12 protein-coding genes are annotated in these 15,896 nt (G+C 58.1%); 6 read left to right on the top strand and 6 right to left on the bottom strand.

The features are described 5' to 3' along the window. Positions 1-4: 4 nt before the first annotated feature. The 4 genes from EPD60_RS15245 to EPD60_RS15230 all read right to left on the bottom strand — a co-directional run bounded on the left by EPD60_RS15245 (position 5) and on the right by EPD60_RS15230 (position 5,954). Positions 5-616 (bottom strand): hypothetical protein, encoded by a 612-nt coding sequence (locus tag EPD60_RS15245; protein WP_131450376.1) that lies wholly within the window; start codon positions 614-616, stop codon positions 5-7. Beyond that, positions 603-1,868 carry a glycerophosphodiester phosphodiesterase gene (locus EPD60_RS15240; protein WP_131450375.1) on the bottom strand — a complete coding sequence of 422 codons (1,266 nt, stop codon included), beginning with the start codon at positions 1,866-1,868 and terminating at the stop codon, positions 603-605. Before EPD60_RS15240 ends, EPD60_RS15245 begins: the two co-directional genes overlap by 14 nt. Further along, positions 1,865-2,587, bottom strand: a complete 723-nt coding sequence (locus tag EPD60_RS15235) for a hypothetical protein (RefSeq protein WP_131450374.1) — start codon at positions 2,585-2,587, stop codon at positions 1,865-1,867. Before EPD60_RS15235 ends, EPD60_RS15240 begins: the two co-directional genes overlap by 4 nt. A gap of 88 nt (positions 2,588-2,675) precedes the next feature. Continuing rightward, positions 2,676-5,954, bottom strand: coding sequence for a TonB-dependent receptor (locus EPD60_RS15230; protein ID WP_207896699.1), 3,279 nt, complete (start codon positions 5,952-5,954; stop codon positions 2,676-2,678). Positions 5,955-6,347: 393 nt separating this feature from the next. Between EPD60_RS15230 and EPD60_RS15225 the strand changes: the two genes are divergently transcribed. Continuing rightward, entirely contained in the window at positions 6,348-7,556 is a 1,209-nt protein-coding gene (locus tag EPD60_RS15225; protein WP_131450372.1) for a bifunctional 3,4-dihydroxy-2-butanone-4-phosphate synthase/GTP cyclohydrolase II, read from the top strand. 513 nt (positions 7,557-8,069) lie between these two features. On the opposite strand, the gene EPD60_RS15220 is transcribed toward EPD60_RS15225, so the two are convergent. After that, positions 8,070-8,936 (bottom strand): alpha/beta hydrolase, encoded by an 867-nt coding sequence (locus EPD60_RS15220; RefSeq protein WP_243647849.1) that lies wholly within the window; start codon positions 8,934-8,936, stop codon positions 8,070-8,072. Between the two features lie 63 nt (positions 8,937-8,999). Between EPD60_RS15220 and EPD60_RS15215 the strand changes: the two genes are divergently transcribed. The 3 genes from EPD60_RS15215 (at position 9,000) to EPD60_RS15205 (ending at position 11,480) form a co-directional block, all read left to right on the top strand. After that, on the top strand, positions 9,000-9,953 hold the full coding sequence (locus tag EPD60_RS15215) for an ATP-grasp domain-containing protein (RefSeq protein ID WP_131450371.1): 954 nt from the start codon (positions 9,000-9,002) through the stop codon (positions 9,951-9,953). 50 nt (positions 9,954-10,003) lie between these two features. Continuing rightward, positions 10,004-11,116 (top strand): carboxylate-amine ligase, encoded by a 1,113-nt coding sequence (locus tag EPD60_RS15210; protein WP_131450370.1) that lies wholly within the window; start codon positions 10,004-10,006, stop codon positions 11,114-11,116. A gap of 109 nt (positions 11,117-11,225) precedes the next feature. Beyond that, positions 11,226-11,480 (top strand): hypothetical protein, encoded by a 255-nt coding sequence (locus EPD60_RS15205; protein ID WP_131450369.1) that lies wholly within the window; start codon positions 11,226-11,228, stop codon positions 11,478-11,480. A gap of 2 nt (positions 11,481-11,482) precedes the next feature. Here EPD60_RS15205 and EPD60_RS15200 read toward each other — a convergent pair whose 3' ends face one another. Further along, positions 11,483-12,520 carry a proline iminopeptidase-family hydrolase gene (locus tag EPD60_RS15200; protein ID WP_131450368.1) on the bottom strand — a complete coding sequence of 346 codons (1,038 nt, stop codon included), beginning with the start codon at positions 12,518-12,520 and terminating at the stop codon, positions 11,483-11,485. Positions 12,521-12,592: 72 nt separating this feature from the next. On the opposite strand from EPD60_RS15200, the gene EPD60_RS15195 reads away from it, so the two are divergent. Both EPD60_RS15195 and EPD60_RS15190 read left to right on the top strand, forming a co-directional pair. Continuing rightward, a complete protein-coding gene (locus tag EPD60_RS15195) occupies positions 12,593-14,236 on the top strand; it encodes an amidase (protein WP_207896696.1) in 1,644 nt (547 codons plus the stop codon). 8 nt (positions 14,237-14,244) lie between these two features. Beyond that, entirely contained in the window at positions 14,245-15,894 is a 1,650-nt protein-coding gene (locus EPD60_RS15190; protein WP_131450367.1) for an amidohydrolase, read from the top strand. Positions 15,895-15,896 lie beyond the last annotated feature (2 nt).

Below are 15,896 nucleotides of genomic sequence, written 5' to 3'. Positions count from 1 at the left end.
CCGGTCACCACTTTGCGAATTTCCACACGTACTGCACCTGCAGGCAGAGGCTGCCGTTGGAGGTTTCGGCAGCATACAGCCATTTGAATTCGGTGCCGAGGCCTGCGTTCTTCCCGATCGGCCAGATATACGAAGCCGCTGCCATCCAGCCGACGCTGAACTTACGGGCCGACGACTTGCCCATATAATCGAGATTGGTGCGGAGAAAATAAGCGCCCGAGCCGGCGAAGATGTTGAAGTGTTTGGAAAGCGACATCGACCATACCAGCAACAGCGGCACCGCTTCGAGCGATACACGCCCGCTGTTGCCGGCCGAATCGGTGAGGCCATATTCGTAAAACTTGATATAGCCCGACTCCAGCCCCACCTTAAGCAGGTGATCGGGGTGCCAGAGCAGGCGCACGGTTCCCACCGGGTTGATGCGCCGCAGCTGCGGCTTCAGGTAGTCCGGAGCACCGCGGCGCGAAAAGAAAAAGCCGGCGCCGCCGTTGATATAGGCTACCAGTGCGTGATCGCCGATGCGCCCCGGCTTGGAGGTGAATTTCTTATCCTGTGCGCGCAGGGCCAGTGTCAGCAGGCAGAGCAGGAACGTGAAAATCGGTTTACGGTTGCACATAACTGTGGTAAGCTACTTCGGTGGGGTAATTGGTGAGGATGCCGTTGAAGTGTCCTTCGCGGAGAAATAGGTCGATATTTTGCCCCTGGTCGAGGGTCCACACGAATGCACGCCGGCCCTGGGCCTGTACGGCAGTCACTTCCGCGTTTTGGAGGCCGAGTGTCCAGCGGGGCGCCCAGATGCGGGCATTTACCGTGGCGGCATCGGCGGGGTCGAGTTCCACCACGGAAGGAATGGCATTATAACCGGGCAGGGCCAGGAAATTGGACAGCACATCACGGTCCGGGATGCCGATCACGATCTCGAGCGGCTTGCCAAGCGCCGCCGCACGTTGCCCGAACTCCGCCTGCAGATCGCGGATGGGCTGCAGCGACCCGTTGAATTTCGTGTCGAGCCATACAAAACGCAGCGGGGTGCGCCGCACCACCACATCCAGCGCTTCGCGGAGCGTCGGAATCCGCTCATTGTTACGGATCAGGCGAACGAGGGCTGAAAGCTGGGCGTACGTGTAGTTCTCCACCGGGCCGACCATTCCGTTTTTCACGATGAGGCGTTCGCTAAGCGTTGCGTCGTGGTACAGTATCGGCACGCCGTCGCGGGTCATCCGCACATCGATCTCAATACCGGTAGCCCCGAAAAGCGATGCGTAGGGAATGATCTCGGCGCTGTTCTCCGACGCAGGCAGCAGGTCGGCACTCTGCCCGCCGCCGCGGTGAACCACCACTTCGAGCTCACGCGCCGGCAGGGGGCGCTGCCGCGAAAACTGCACGGCTTCCTGTATCGGCGCACCCGGCTCGCCATATACGCCATTGATTACCACCGCTCCCGGCTGCAGCGAATCGCTACCGAGCAGCAGGCTGCCCCCGGTGGCGCGGCCCACTGTCAGGCGCGCGGGCCCGGTATCGGTTCCCGCCATGCGGCGCCAGTAGCCGTTGAGCAGGATGACGCTGTCCTGCCGCCGTCCCTGGAGCAGAAACCAGGTGACATCCTTTTCGCAAAAAATCGACAGGTAATAAGTAGTGTCGGCGCCCGCGGCGTCGTAGCTCCAGCGCATTACGGCATTGTTGCCGAAACGGGAATTGCCGGAATTGATGGTGTAGATACCCTGCAGCCGCGCGTAGGTCGCGGCTTCGAGCCGCTGGGTGCCGGGAGCGTTGAATTCGGCCCAGGTGGTGTCGGGCACACGGACGTCGTATTGGCGCCGGCAGGCTCCGAGGATCAGCAACAGCAGTATCGGGAATAGTCGTTTCATAAAATCAGGCAGGCAATGAGTTGCGGGTAAAAAAAGTTGCGGTCAAAGGTGGAAAAGGCCGTCCAGGTTTGCCAGAAAAACGAGGTATACAGGGCCCGGAAGCCGAGCGCCATCCGCTTGTTGCGCCCGTAAAAGGGTTGTTCCAGCATTACCGTAAATGCCGCGCCGCTGAACAACTTGTAATTGTCGTAGATCTTGATATCGCCGGCACGCGGACTTACGTCAAGGGTCATCACCTGCTCGGCGCGCAGCGAAAGCAACACCTGCTTCTTCATGCGGATGCCCACGGTGGCATTGGGGAAATTCTGGACGCCCGTGGCTTTCGTGCGGAAGCCCTGGACATTCACCGCCCCGAACCAGAAAGCGACGTCATCACCCAGCGAAAGCGAGGTGCGCTTCGTCAGCCGCCGCGACCAGCGTGGCCCCAGGGAAACGTAATTCTGCACCGCCTGGAGGCTGGCGCGGCCAAAAAGGCTGAAGTCGGCGCCGATCTTACGCAGGGCCTGCACTTCGAGCGCCGGGATCCGGTAGTGCAGCTCCTCGGTGATCTCGTAGGGCATGGTGGTGGCGGAAACGCCCACCCCGACGGTCCAGGCACGTGCAGGTGCCTGCGGAAAGTAGAGAAACTTGAGGCGCGCGTCAACGGCGGCCGTATCCTGCGCCCCGGCCAGTAGTGGGAAGAGGGACAGCAGGCTAAGAAGGCGAACGGTCAGGCTCATGTGTCAGCCTGTGCAAAAACAGGACCGCGCACAAAGAAAAACCCCTCGCCGGGGCGAAGGGTTTTTTCTGTATCACGATGAAGCCGGCTTAGTTACCGAAAATGTAACGGAGACCGAACTGCATGTAGTAGGTGGAAGTGATCGTGGTGTTGGTGCGGAACGACTCCAGCAGCAGCCCCTGGCGGTCGGTGGCCAGCTGGAAGGTGGGGCGCACAGAGCCACCCGGAACGAGGCTGGCCTGGTTGGTCACTACCAGCGGCGAAGTCGCATTCGTCTGGCGGAAGACACCCCAGCTGCTATTGAGGAGGTTACCAACGTTGAAGATGTCGAGGCTGACCTGGATCGAGTTGCGGTTCTTGCCGATGTTGGTGAACACATCCTGCATAATGCGCAGGTCGAACTGGTTGCGCCAGGGAAGCTTGGCACCGTTGCGCTCGGCGTATTGGCCCTTGTGGTTGCGCAGGTACGGATCCTGGTCGATAAAGCGGAAGAAGAGCTCCTCCTGCTGATCGGCGCTGTAGGTAACACCATTCAGGGTTTTCGATACGAAATCGATCTCGCTCTTATCGCGCGGAATGTAGATCAGGTCGTTGTTGGTACCGTCACGGTTGATGTCACCGTTGTAGGTGTAGCTGTAACGACCCTGGATGCCACCTTCGTAGAACAGGGAGATGGTAGTGCCGAGGTGCTTCAGGTATTCTTTGCGGTAAGACACCGAGGCCACAACGCGGTCAGGGATGATATTGCCGTTGTAATCGAGGCCGTAGGAATTCGAGCCGTTCACGTTGGCCGTGCCCTGCCATGCCGACAGGGGCTGGTCGCCGGAGCCGTCGAAAAGATTGGCGCCGAAAGCCTTGGTATAGGCAACGGTAGCGTACCAGTTGTTGCTGAACTGCTTTTCAGCCTTCAGGGTAAAGTACGCCGAATAGCCCTGCGACCCGTTGTCGATCACGATGGGGTTGAAAGCCTGCGTACCTTTTGCGTTGCCGCTGGCTACAGGGTAGCTGGGGCGAAGCGGAGAGGCCTGGGAAGCGACAGAAGAAGTCAGCGGGAAAACGAATTTATCCGGCGTGGCATTCGGGTAGATAAGGCGGTTATCCGGGTAGCCGTTCACATTCAGCGGCTGGGGAGCCACGAGGTTCGGGTTGCGGAATATCGCGGTGTTGAGGTCCTTGTTGAAAATTCCTTCCAGGCTCAGCACCCAGCCTTTGCCGAGACGACGGTCAACAGCAAGGCTCGTTTTCCAGGTCTGGGGGAACTTGAAGTTGGGGGCCAGTGCCGTGATCGTGCTCGGAACTACGGTGCCGGCCACGGGCGGCGTCGCGGGCAGGTAAGCCGCCGGGTTCGGGTTGAAGGGGCCAGGCGTGTTTGCAGCACCGGTAACGGTCTGCGTGATCTGGAGCAGGCCGGCATCACCCGATTGGCTCACGATCCACACAAACGGGATACGGCCGGTGAAGATGCCGGTACCACCGCGAACCTGGAAGGAGCGGTCGCCGTTGACATCCCAGTTGAAGCCGAGGCGGGGTGAAAACATTACGCTGTTGCCGGGCAGGTTGCCGGTATTGATCTTTTCGCCACCGGGGAAGGTGAGGCTGTCAACCAGCGGGTGCGTTTGGATCGCGGAAACGTTCGGGTAGGTCGGCAGGTCGGCACGCAGACCGAGGGTCAGGCGGAAACGCGGGTTGATCGTAATCTCGTCCTGGGCATATGCCGAATACTGGGCGAATTCAAACTGGGGGAACACCTGGCTGAAATCTTTGGCCAGCGAATAGGTGATACCAAAATCCGTGGGGTTCTTGCGAAGGGCCGGGTTGGCGTTTTGGGCACTTATGAAGTCGTCCCAACTGGCAAAGGTGTAGTAGCTGGTGGCAAAGCGCTGGAAGCCGTTGGTTGTCTTGCTGCGCTCATACTGAACACCGAACAGCAGGCTGTGGCGGTTCTTGGTTACAGTGAAGTTATCCAGCACAGAAACCGTTTCCACACGGCGGATATTGCCTTTCGAGAAGGGTTCGTAACCGAACGAGACATACGGGCTTCCGTCTTTCAGAATGTCCACGAAGGGAAAATCAGTAGAAGTGGTCGTACGCGAGTCATCCTGCTTGGTGTAGGTACCGCGGATCACGTTGGTCATTCGGTTGCCGAGGTTGGAGTTGAGCTCCGCGGCAAAGGAATAGAAGTTGGCGCCCTGGAAATAGTTGGAGTTCTTGAACCAGAGGGCGTTGATATCGGTACGGCCTGCGCCGTTTGCGAAAGAAGTGAGCGGCGAGCGCGAGGTGCTCGGCGGGTTGGGCTCACCACCCTTTACTTCGTTGTAACGCACATTGAAGCGGTGGTTGCGGTTGATGTTCCAGTCAAGACGGGCCAGGAACTTCTTACGCTCGATCTGGGTGCTGTAATTATCATACGGACCGGTCTCGTAGCCGTACGTGTTCTGCAGGTAGCTGCTGATCATGTCGAGGTCTTCGCGGGTAGGACGGGCAATGTTGGGTGCGCTGCCGAAGGGAGCCGAAGGCGAAGAGGCGATGCGGGTCTGTACGTTCTTCGGCTGGTTGTCCTGCTCATAGCTGAGGAAGAAGAACAGCTTGTTCGGTACGATCGGGCCGCCGAGGCGGGCGCCGAACTGGTCGAACGTGAAGGGTACCGGGCTGAAGGTGACGTTGCCGGCCTTATTGCCCTGCTGCTTCTCGGAGCGCCAGTAGCGGTAAACCGAACCCTCGACGTTGTTGGTGCCCGAGCGGGTCACGGCGTTCACGGCTGCGCCGGTAAAGCCCGACTGACGGATGTCGTAGGGCGTAACGCTCACCGAGATCTCACCGAGGGCATCCAGGGAGATCGGGGAACCGTTGGCCGGCAGGTTGGTACCGATACCGAACTGGTTGTTGAAATCCGAGCCGTCGACCGTGATGTAGTTGGAGCGGTAGTTACCGCCGCCGATCGATGTACCGTTCGCCTGGGGCGTAATGCGGGTAAGATCGTTGATGCTGCGGGTGATGCTGGGCATGCGCTGGATCTCGCGAACGCCGATATTGGTCACCGCGCCGTTGCGGTTGGCACTCAGGATGCGGTTGCGGCCGCCGGTGCTGGTTACCACCACCTGCTCGAGCGTGGCGTTGGAGCGGCTCAGGCTTCCGTTAACCACGGTTGCCTCACCCAGCTGCACAAAAATGTCGTCGAGTCGCTGCTGCTCGTAGCCCACGTAGGTGATGGTCACCGTGTACGGACCGCCCGAGCGCATGTTGTTGATCGTGTATTGCCCGCTCGCCTGCGACGACGTGCTGTAGCGCGTGCCGGAGGGCGTGTGGGTTGCCTGGATCGTAGCTCCCGTCAGGGTGGCACCCGCAACGTCGCGGATGGTACCCGTCATGCTGCCCGTAGTTACCTGGGCAAACAGTACCGGAGATGCTAGCAAGGCGATTGTAAGCAGACACAATAATCTCTTGAGCATAACATATTAGGTTTTCGATTGCAAAGAAAATGAAAAAAGGTCAACAATTCTTATGAGGATATTAACAGGATGTTACCTCCGGAAAGGTTCTAAGGTTTTGAGGTTCTGAGGTTCTGAGGTTCTGAGGTTTGGACTACGCCAGTAACAGTTCCACAGGTATGAACAGACTGTCGGGCTAAGGAAAAAGCCCTTCAAAGCCCGGCCGCCCATTCTCCCGGGAAAACAACGCTAAACCTTAAAACCTCAGAACCTTAGAACCCTGACTCCGCCCTGCCCTACCTTTGCAAAACAACTCACCGACACCTATATTATATGCTTCACCCGATAGAAAGCGCCATCGAAGACATCCGTGCCGGCAAGCTCGTGATCGTGGTCGATGACGAGGACCGCGAAAATGAGGGCGACTTCATTACCGCCTCCCGCAACGTAACGCCCGAGGTCATCAACTTCATGAGCAAGCATGGCCGCGGCCTTATCTGCATCGCCCTGCTCGAAGAGCGCTGCAACGAGCTGGGCCTCGAGCTCATGGTCAATAATAACACCGCCCTGCACGAAACCGCGTTTACTGTTTCCGTCGACCTGCTCGGCCATGGCTGTACTACCGGCATTTCCGCTCACGACCGCGCCAAAACAGTCCAGGCCCTCATCGACCCGGCCACCCGCCCCGAAGAGCTGGGCAAACCCGGCCATATCTTTCCCCTCCGCGCCAAAAAGGGCGGCGTGCTCCGCCGCGCCGGCCATACCGAAGCGGCCGCCGACCTGGCCCGCCTCGCCGGCTTCGAGCCCTCGGGCGTGCTGGTGGAGATCCTCAACGAAGACGGCAGCATGGCCCGCCTGCCCCAACTCCTCGAGATCGCCGAGAAATTCGACTTCAAGGTCATTTCGATCAAAGACCTCATCGAATACCGCCTCCAGCGCGACTCCCTCATCGAGGAGATTGTGCGGGTGGATATGCCGACGCAGTACGGACACTTCAAGCTTATCGCCTTCCAGGAAAAGGGCTCTGCCAATGAGCACCTGGCGCTGGTAAAGGGAACCTGGGAGAAAGACGATCCCGTGCTGGTGCGCGTACATTCCTCCTGCTTTACCGGTGACATCCTCGGCTCGCTCCGCTGCGACTGCGGCGAGCAGCTGCACGAGGCCATGAAGCTGGTGGAAGCCGAAGGCAAAGGAGTCATCCTATATATGAACCAGGAAGGACGCGGCATCGGCCTGCTCAACAAGCTGAAGGCCTACCGCCTGCAGGAAGAAGGCATGGATACCGTTGAAGCCAACCTGCACCTGGGCTTCCAGATGGACCAGCGCGACTATGGCGTTGGCGCCCAGATACTCCGCCACCTGGGCATCCATAAGCTCCGCCTTATTTCCAACAACCCGAAGAAGCGCGTCGGACTGATCGGCTACGGGTTACAGATAGTGGACAATGTGCCGCTGCATATTCATCCGAACTCCCACAACGAGCGTTACCTGCAAACAAAGCGGGATAAGCTCGGGCATGAGATACTCGGGCAGGGAGAATAATGCTTTCCCCAAATAATAGACAAAGCCTCCGCCGAACGCGGGGGCTTTGTTTGTAACAAGAGCGACGAAACTGGGAAGTCCGATGTCTGATGTCTGATTTGCCTGACGGCGGTATTTTTTAACGCGAAGGATATTTTCAGGGAGGTGAACTTGGGTGCGGTTACACTGCTGCTTTTGGAAGTGCGATCAGTCTTACAAGACATGGTTGCAGAAGGCGCTAAGCGGGGCCGGGCACCAAGGGCACCCGATATGCTCTTTGGGTAAAGACACAACTAGGCGATACAGATTCCCCTGTTGATTCTTTAATTGTTTGAGGCCTGCCGCAGGCAGGCAAAGCTCCCGCAACTCTCTGACCTGAATTATAGGACATTGCCCTACCGATAAGACTGTCTCCCAAAAACTGTAAGCGTAGGTAAAGCCTCCGTGCCCTCTGCGAAACGCTCGGCGTCCTCTGCGAGAAAAACTCCAGGTATACCGGACGAAAAGCCGCCAAATGCCCGGGCAAATCATCCATCAGGCATCCTTTCCGAAGGCCCACTCCAGGAAGTGCGGAAAGGCCCGTCCCCAGGTATCCACATCGTGCTTGCCGTCCTCGTAGTTGACATAGCAGATATCCTCGTCCGTATAGCCCTTGTCCTTTAATTCATCGATCAGAGAAAGCGTATCGTCAATGGAGTCGATGATGCCGTTGTGGTTGCGGTCGGAGGTCTCGTCGAGTGAGCCCGTAGTGAAATAAAAGCGCTGGCCTTTGTGCAGCTTTCCGGCGCGTACCTGCGCGTGCATGATGCGGTCGGTATCTTCCACGTAGCCGTCCTCGAGGTCCTTGCTGCGCCACCAGAGCGAGCCGGAAAAAACACCGGCAAGCCGGAACAGCTCCGGGTGATTCCAGACTATGTCGATCGCGCTGAGGCCACCGAGCGAAAAGCCGGCATAAGCCATCTGGCGGAAAGAGGGTATGCAATAAGCTGACTGAAGATGCGGCAACAGGCGCTCGGTGACAAAGCGCTCATGGGCCGCCGCCTTCGCCCCGCGGCCTTTGAAGTCAAGCACCCGCGCCGTGCCGTACTCCATTTTCCGGTTGGGGCCGCAGTGAATGCCTACGCAAAGTACCGGCTGCAGGCGTCCTTCATCCAGCATCGTGTTGAGCAGTGTATCAAAAGGCATCTTCACCAGGTCCTGCCCGTCGTTGATCAGCAGCAGCGAAAGCGACGCAGGATCGGCGATATTTTTGGGAAGGTAAAAATCAACGGTCACGTACCGGCGCAGGTGGATGGAATACAGCAACGTGCGTTCAACCACCAGGCAGGACAACTCATTCAACAGCATGGCGTCAAATATAGCACGACGGGCTGTATGCTGCACCCGGCGCGGACTTTCCAAAAAATTTTGCCGGAAAATATTTCGTCGTACTTTAAGGCATCAAGGAACGCACAACCATACAACATGAAAAAAATCGGAATTCTCCACGGCAAGGAACGCTCTTTTCCCAACGCAATCATTGAACGGATCAACAGCCTGAACATCGACGGCATTACGGCAGAACCCGTGCGCATCGATAAGGCCATACAGGGCGAGCCTTCCGGCTACGCGGTGATCATCGACCGCATCTCGCAGGATGTGCCCTTTTACCGCACCTGGCTGAAGAACGCCGCCCTGCGCGGAACCGCTGTTATCAACAACCCATTCTGGTGGAGCGCCGATGAAAAGTATTTCAACAACTGCCTCATGACCCAGATCGGGGTGCCGGTGCCCAAGACGGCGATCCTCCCCTCCTACGAGAAGCCGAACGACACATCCGACGAATCGTTTTCCAACCTGGCCTACCCGATGGACTGGGAAGGAATTTTTAACTACACCGGCTTCCCCGCCTATATGAAGCCTTTTGAAGGCGGCGGCTGGAAGAACGTATACCGCCTCGACAGCATCGACGACTTTTTCCAGAAACATGCCGAAACCGAGCAACTCGTGATGCTGCTGCAGGAAGAGATCGTGTTTACCGAATACTACCGCTGCTATTGCATCGGCCGGAAGTATGTAAAGATCATGGGCTACGAGCCGCGCAACCCGCACCACCTCCGCTACCAGCACGATTTCAACCCGACGCCGGAACGGCTGAAGCAGATGGAAGACATCGTACTGCGCATCAATAACTACCTCGGTTACGATTTCAACACCGTGGAGCTCGCCATCCGTGACGGCGTTCCTTATGCCATCGATTTCTGCAATCCCGCGCCGGATGCCGACCGGGCTTCGGTGGGCGAAGAAAACTTTGCCTGGGTTGTGGAGAATGCCGCCAACTACGCCATCGAGCGCGCGCAGGCGCAGAAGGACGGGCAAGACAACCTCACCTGGGGCGAATTCATCAAGCGTAGCGCCGCCGGACAAAAGCTGATGTAACTATGTTGCCCGACACAACTGAAAGACTGACCATAAACAAACCCGCATCCATGGCGCACCTGAATTTTAAATCCTTTACGCTGGGCGTAGAAGAGGAATATATGGTCCTCGACCCCGCCTCGCGTGAGTTGAAAAGCCACGAGCAGAAGATCGTGCACGAGGGGCAGAAGATGATCAAGGACAAAGTGAAGGCCGAAATGCACCAGGCCGTGGTGGAAGTCGGTACCGACATCTGCGCCGACATCGACGAAGCCTGGAACGACATATCGGCGCTCCGCCGCACGATTCACGACATTGCCCAGGGCCTGGGCTACTCCATGGGCGCCGCCGGCACCCACCCCTTCAGCCACTGGGAAAGCCAGCTGATCACCGACCACGTCCGCTACAACGAGATCGTGAACGAGCTGCAGGAGGCGGCCCGCTCCAACCTCATTTTCGGGCTGCACGTGCACGTAGGCATGGAAACCCGTGAGATGGCCAACCACATTGCCAACAGCACCCGCTACTTCCTGCCGCATATCTATGCGCTCAGCACCAATTCGCCTTTCTGGGAAGGCCGCAAGACCGGCTACAAATCTTTCCGTACAAAGGTGTTCGACAAGTTTCCGCGCACCGGCATCCCGGAGGCCTTTGAAAGCATCGAGGCGTACGACAACTACGTCAAGATCCTGATGAAGACCAATTGCATCGACAATGCGAAGAAGATCTGGTGGGACCTCCGCGTGCACCCCTTCTTCAACACGGTGGAGTTCCGAATTTGCGATGTGCCGCTGACGGTAGACGAAACGATCTGCATCGCGGCGCTGTTCCAGGCCATCTGTGCCAAGATCTACAAGCTCCGCTCGCAGAACATGAACTTCATCCAGTACTCCCGGGCACTGATCAACGAAAACAAGTGGCGGGCCTCCCGCTATGGCATTGACGGTTACCTGATCGACTTCGGCAAGCAGGAAGAGACCAGCACCCGCGCGCTGCTGTACGAGCTGCTCGACTTCGTGGACGATGTGGTGGACGAACTGGGCTCACGGCACCGCCTGGCCTATGTGCACCAGATACTGGAGCGCGGCACCGGCGCCGACCGCCAGCTTGAAGTATACGAGCGTGAAAAAAACATGGTGCAGGTGGCCGACTACATTCGGAGCCAGTTCCTGCATGGGATTTAGGTAATTAGCATTAGCAGGTTATTAGGTTGCACTAATTACACTGCTTATATATTTTTATTGTTGTATATTTAAGGAAGGAACGGTACAAATACCCGTCCTTCCTTTTTTTATGGCCCGCATCTTCACCATCCAATTCACCTACCACGGCTACGAATACTCGGCGCTTGTTGCCGAGCGGAGCACGCCGCTGATGACGGAGTACAGCCTCTCGATGCTGGATGAGGATATCGAGGAGGCACTCCCAAGCTACAAGATACTTTCAACACCCGCCGGCACCATCGCCTTCCTGGGTGAGCCGCGGCCTAATGCCCTGATGCAGGGCATCCTGGCCGCTATCGCACAGCACGTCGGCCTCCCGGCCTGACGCTATCTGCCTTCCTCGTCTACCTTCCGGATCCAATCGATCACGCCGTTCATAAACACTTTCTGGTCGTCCCACATCGACATATGGCTGCCGTTGGGGCAGTATAAGTAGGATCCGTTCTTAACCATTTTGCTCTGTGCTTCCATAACCGCCGGATCCATGGTATCGTACTTTGCGCCAACCATAAGCGTAGGTACGGTAATGTTTTTCAGATCCGCCTTGCGGTCCCAGTTGGCAAGGCGCCCCGAAGCCCCGAATTCCGACGGGCCCTGCATCATGGTGTAAACCGTCTTGTTCATATGCTTGAACGAGCGCATCACCGGCTCCGGCATCGGATCGAGGCGGCATATATGCTGTGCATAAAAGTTGGGAAACAGCAACTGCTCGTAGCGTGGATTATCGAAGTCCTGCTTCGCTTCAATGGCGCGGACCTCGGCCAGCACTTTCGGGTCCATCTGCGGGGCGAGCACCTCATTGGCATACTTCACATAGTCGGGTATTGATGCCACCATATTGGCCACGATCAGTCCCTTCATGTTTTGCTGGTATTTGAGCGCGTACTCCATTCCCAGGATGCCACCCCAGGAGTTGCCCAGGACATAGAAATTACTCTTGTCGGCACCGATGGCTTTGCGCACCTGCTCCACCTCGTCCACGAAACGCTCAGTCGTCCACAGCGAACTGTCCGTGGGCTGGTCGGAATAATAGGAACCGAGCTGATCGTATTCGTAAAACTCGAAGCCTTCCTTCGGGAAGAAGCTTTCGAAGCATTCCATGTATTCGTGCGTCGCCGAAGGCCCGCCGTGCAGCAGCAGCACCTTGATGCGCGGGTTGTTGCCAAAGCGCTTCGTCCACACCTTAAAGGTGCCGGCGGGCGTTTGTATCGGGATCATCCGGATGCCGGCGGTCTGAACGCCGGTGTCGCCATAATTGAAATATTCGCGGACGGTAGGACTGTTCTGTCCATCGCTTGCTACGACCGTAGGGGTGCAGGAATAAACAAAAAGTACGAGCGAAAAGAGGAGAAGCAATCGTTGCATCTTGCTTTGGTTTTTGTGTATACGAAAGATAGCAATAAAGCCCTAATTTGGTTCATCAACCCATACCCGTACATGAGAAGATTACTATTGGCAGCACTGCTGTGCCCGATGCTGGCGGGCGCGCAGAATCATACCGATTCCATCAGCCAGGTGCGCAAAGTCGCTGCCTGGTACGACCTGGATTTCACCGATGCCGAAGCCGACTCCCTGCTTGAAAGCCTGCAGGATTACAAGCTTGCTTATTCCGCAATGCACAAGCAGCTGCCGGCAAACAGCATCCCCTACCCTTTCGCCTTCCAGCCGGCTCCCTTCGGCACCGTTATCCCGCAGGTGCAAAAGCCGGTGCCGTGGGAGTTTCCGGCACAGCAGCTACCCGCCAACCGCGCCGAGCTGGCTTACTATTCCATCCCGCAGCTGGCATCGCTGATCAAGAGTATGAAGATCAGCTCCGAGGAGCTGACGCGGTATTTCATCGCACGCCTTAAAAAGTGGAGCGACACCCTGAAAAGCGTCATCACGCTTACGGAGGACCTGGCGCTGCGCGAGGCCCGCGCCGCCGATGCCGAGATCCGCGCCGGACACTACCGGGGGCCGCTGCACGGAATCCCCTACGGGCTCAAGGACCTGTTTGCCGTGAAAGGATATAAGACCACCTGGGGCTCCACTCCTTATAAAGACCAGGTGCTCGACGAAGATGCATTTGTATACCGGCAGCTGAAAAAGGCCGGCGCCGTACTCTGCGCCAAGCTTTCTCTCGGCGCGCTTGCCTATAACAACAAATGGTTTGGTGGCGAAACAAAAAATCCCTGGGACCTCAAACAGGGCTCCAGCGGCTCGTCGGCGGGCTCGGCCGCTTCGGTAGTGGCGGGCCTTTTGCCTTTCACGATCGGCACCGAAACACTCGGGTCCATCATTTCACCGTCGGCGCGTTGCGGCGCCACGGGACTGCGACCCACCTTCGGCACCGTAAGCCGGAGCGGTGCCATGGTGCTTTGCTGGAGCCTCGATAAAGCGGGTCCTATCTGCCGGAGCGCGGAAGACGACGCCATCGTTTACTATTACCTGAAGGGCACCGATGGCCGTGATCCCGGCGCCGTGGATCATGCCTTCAACTTTGACCCGAAGGCCGATGTGAAAAAGCTCCGCATCGCCTATGCCGCCAACTATTTCCAGCGTCTTTCGAAAGATGCCCCGGAATGGCGCGTGCTCGACGAATACCGCGCCCTCGGCGTGGAGCCGGTGCCGGTCAACTTTCCCGATTCGACCGTGTACCCGTACGATATGATCGGCCTGGTGCTCGCCGCAGAATCGGCCGCCGCCTTCGACGACCTCACCCGCAGCAACCGCGACGAGCTCGTGGAGCGGCAGGACAAAGATTTCTGGCCCAACACGTTCCGGGCGGCGCGCTTTATTCCGGCGGTGGAATACATCAATGCCAACCGCCGAAGGAGCGAACTGTGTGTTGCCGTGCAAAACTTCATGAAAAACTGGGATGTGGTGATCACCCCGTCATTTGCCGGAAGGCAGCTTTCGATCACCAATCTCACCGGCAACCCGGCGCTCTGCCTGCCCATCGGCTTCACCAAGGAAGGCCGCCCGCAAAGCATTACCCTGCTGGGCAACCTATACGACGAAGCCGCTATCTTGCAGGCCGCGAAAGCCTTCCAGGACCGCACTTCCTTCCACAAACAACACCCGGCCCTGTTCCGGAACTGATGCAAAACATGAAACGCAATCTCCTGACGCTCCTGCTTGCCGCCCTGGGTGCGGCGGCTTCCGGCCAAACCGTAAATGCCGACCTGCTGGTGTACAATGCCCGTATTTATACGGCCGATGAAAAGTTCACCGTCGTTTCCGCAATGGCCATTAAAGATGGCAAGGTGCTGACCCTCGGCGACAGCAAAGACCTGGCGGCAAGGGTCAAGGCACGGGCGAAGCTGGATGCCAGGGGCGCCGCCATTTACCCGGGACTTATCGATGCCCACGCGCACTTCGTCAATTACGGCTTCAGCCTGCAGCGGGTGAACGTAGTGGATACCAAAAGCTGGGAAGAGGTGTTGCAGCGGGTGCAGGCCTTTGCCCGTAAGAACGGGGTAGCCAAGGGCGCCTGGATCCAGGGCCGCGGCTGGGACCAGAACGACTGGGCGGTGAAGGAGTTCCCGGACAGGAAGCGGCTCGACGAGCTGTTTCCCGACAACCCGGTGATCCTGACGCGGGTAGACGGCCATGCGGCTATTGTGAACAGCGCCGCACTCAAAGCGGCGGGCATTAACGGGCCGCGCAGCCTCACCGGGGGAACGGTAGAAATACGGAACGGACAGCCGACCGGCATCCTGGTAGATAATGCCGTTGACCTTGTGAACGAGGTCGTCCCCGGGCCCACCCGGAGCGCGGCCCGCCAGGCATTGCTGGCTGCGCAAAAGAATTGCTTTGCGATGGGGCTCACCACGGTGGACGACTGCGGACTTGACCACGAAGCAGTTGAGTTCATCGACTCCCTGCAAAAAAACGGCGAGTTGAAGATGCGGGTGTATGCCATGCTGAGCGACGCCCCGAAAAACTTCGAATGGGCATTCCGGCGCGGGCACTACAAAACGGATGCGCTCAACGTCCGCTCCTTTAAAGTATATGCGGACGGAGCGCTGGGCTCACGCGGCGCCGCGCTGCTCCATCCCTATAGCGACAAACCCGGCTGGAGCGGCTTTCTCCTCAGCAACCCCGCGCATTTCGATTCGGTGGCGGCTTTGCTGTACGCGAACAAATGGCAGATGTGCACCCATGCCATCGGCGATTCGGGCAACCGGACTATCCTCCATATTTACGGTAAATACCTAAAGGGAAAGAACGACCTGCGCTGGCGCATCGAGCACGCGCAGGTGGTAGCGCCGGAAGATTTCGCGCTGTTCGGGAAATACAGCGTGGTGCCTTCCGTGCAACCCACGCATGCCACCTCCGATATGTACTGGGCCGGCGACCGGCTCGGCCCCGAACGGGTGAAAGGCGCGTATGCCTACCGCCAGCTGCTGGAGCAGAACGGGTGGATCCCGCTGGGCACCGACTTCCCGGTGGAAGACATCTCGCCCTTCAAAACTTTCTATGCCGCTGTTGCCCGCCGCGATGCAAAGGGCTACCCGGCAGGCGGCTACCAGATGGAGAATGCCCTTACCCGCAGGCAGGCACTTTGGGGCATGACCCTTTGGGCCGCACGCGCCAACTTCGAGGAGCGGGAGAAGGGCTCGCTGGAGCCGGGCAAGTGGGCCGACTTCGTCATTTTGGACCGCGATTTGTTGACCGTAGAGGAAAAAAAGATACTGGCGACCCGGGTTTTGGCGACCTATGTAGGCGGCTCGGCCGTTTTCACGCGCCAAAGATGAGT

Origin of the sequence: Flaviaestuariibacter flavus, from assembly GCF_004337505.1 — a bacterium.
Lineage (GTDB): Bacteria > Bacteroidota > Bacteroidia > Chitinophagales > Chitinophagaceae > Flavisolibacter > Flavisolibacter flavus.
Note: the sequence above shows the minus strand (reverse complement) of the source record. Positions and strands in the feature narration are given on the sequence as shown.